Genomic DNA, 722 nt, shown 5'->3' on the forward strand with positions numbered 1-722 from the left:
TGCGTTTTCTTAAAGCGGTCGAGCATGGCCCGCGGCGTCGCCGTCGCCCGTTCGTATCGCGGACAGTCCACCCCGTCGAAGCCCGCCAGATATTTGGCGATCTTCTTGAGCTCTTCCAGATCGTAGCGGCTCATCATCGTGATTTCTTCCATCAGCGGGGAGCCGCCGCCGTGGACCCCGGCCACGCATTGCGCCCCTTCAAACGGGTCACAGAGCTTGTCTTCCATCATCCGCATGACGCGATGGGTTTCTTCGGCGGTGTAGGCCGGGTTGCGCATGATGTATTTGTTGCACAGCTCGGCCGTTTCCGGCGCGAAGAAGCTTTCCTCCGTCGGCAGCGAGGCACACACCCCGCCGGTGAGGTCGGCCAGGATTTCGTATTCGTGATAGATGTTGTGTCCGGCCAGGCGGCGGCCGGCGTTGGTCAGGATTTCGTCCGGCACCCAGGAGCCGTTCGGGAAGCGAATCGCCCGGTAAGCGGAGGCCTGCCCGGCGGCAAAGACGAGCTCGGCCGTGCCGATGATGTCGCAGATCTTCGAGCGCACGTGGGGCGCCTTGGCGATGTCGTTGACGTCCGCGACCAGCGCCGCCTGGGAAGCGATGATTTCCGACACGGCGGTTTTGCAGCCGGTGTAGGAATGTCTGTGGAAATGGGCAAACATCAGCGCCAGATAGCCGGCGTACTGCACGACGTCCGGATTGTCGAAGCCGTTTAAGAACAA

At 62.0% G+C, this 722-nt stretch carries 1 protein-coding gene; it reads right to left on the reverse strand.

Features of this window, described 5'->3' with window-relative positions; all coding sequences use genetic code 11:
• The coding region (locus V3C63_RS11665; RefSeq protein ID WP_329888123.1) for a 4-hydroxyphenylacetate 3-hydroxylase C-terminal domain-containing protein at positions 1-722 on the reverse strand (722 nt) is incomplete at both ends.

The organism is Pseudoramibacter faecis (assembly GCF_036289405.1).
Lineage (GTDB): Bacteria > Bacillota > Clostridia > Eubacteriales > Eubacteriaceae > Pseudoramibacter > Pseudoramibacter faecis.